Source organism: Polaribacter sp. 2405UD43-2 (assembly GCF_058147125.1).
The window spans coordinates 1-237 of sequence record NZ_JBYVJX010000098.1 but is presented as its reverse complement, the minus strand read 5'-3'; the positions used below and the strand labels follow the sequence as shown (position 1 = coordinate 237).

At 28.7% G+C, this 237-nt stretch carries 1 pseudogene; it reads right to left on the bottom strand.

Features of this window, described 5'->3' with window-relative positions:
* A pseudogene (locus tag ACY2RX_RS14895) lies at positions 1-204 on the bottom strand (type IX secretion system ring subunit PorN/GldN); the annotation flags it as partial.
* Between the last annotated feature and the right edge of the window lie 33 nt (positions 205-237).

The following is a 237-nucleotide window of genomic DNA, read 5'->3' as shown; positions in this document are numbered from 1 at the left end:
AAACTCCCAAACTCCTTTAGACCACATAACATCTCTATCATCTATATATCCGTGAGGTATAGGACCGTCATTATCCGCAGCTAATTTTTGCTGACTCTTTTTTCCTATTTGATCTATGTTTTTAGCGTTCAATAAATTTGCTTGTGCATTTATTGAAGAACTAATCATCACACTGAAAAATAATATTAAAAAAATTTTAAACATATTCTATTTTTTTGCTTATAATTTGTTAACTCT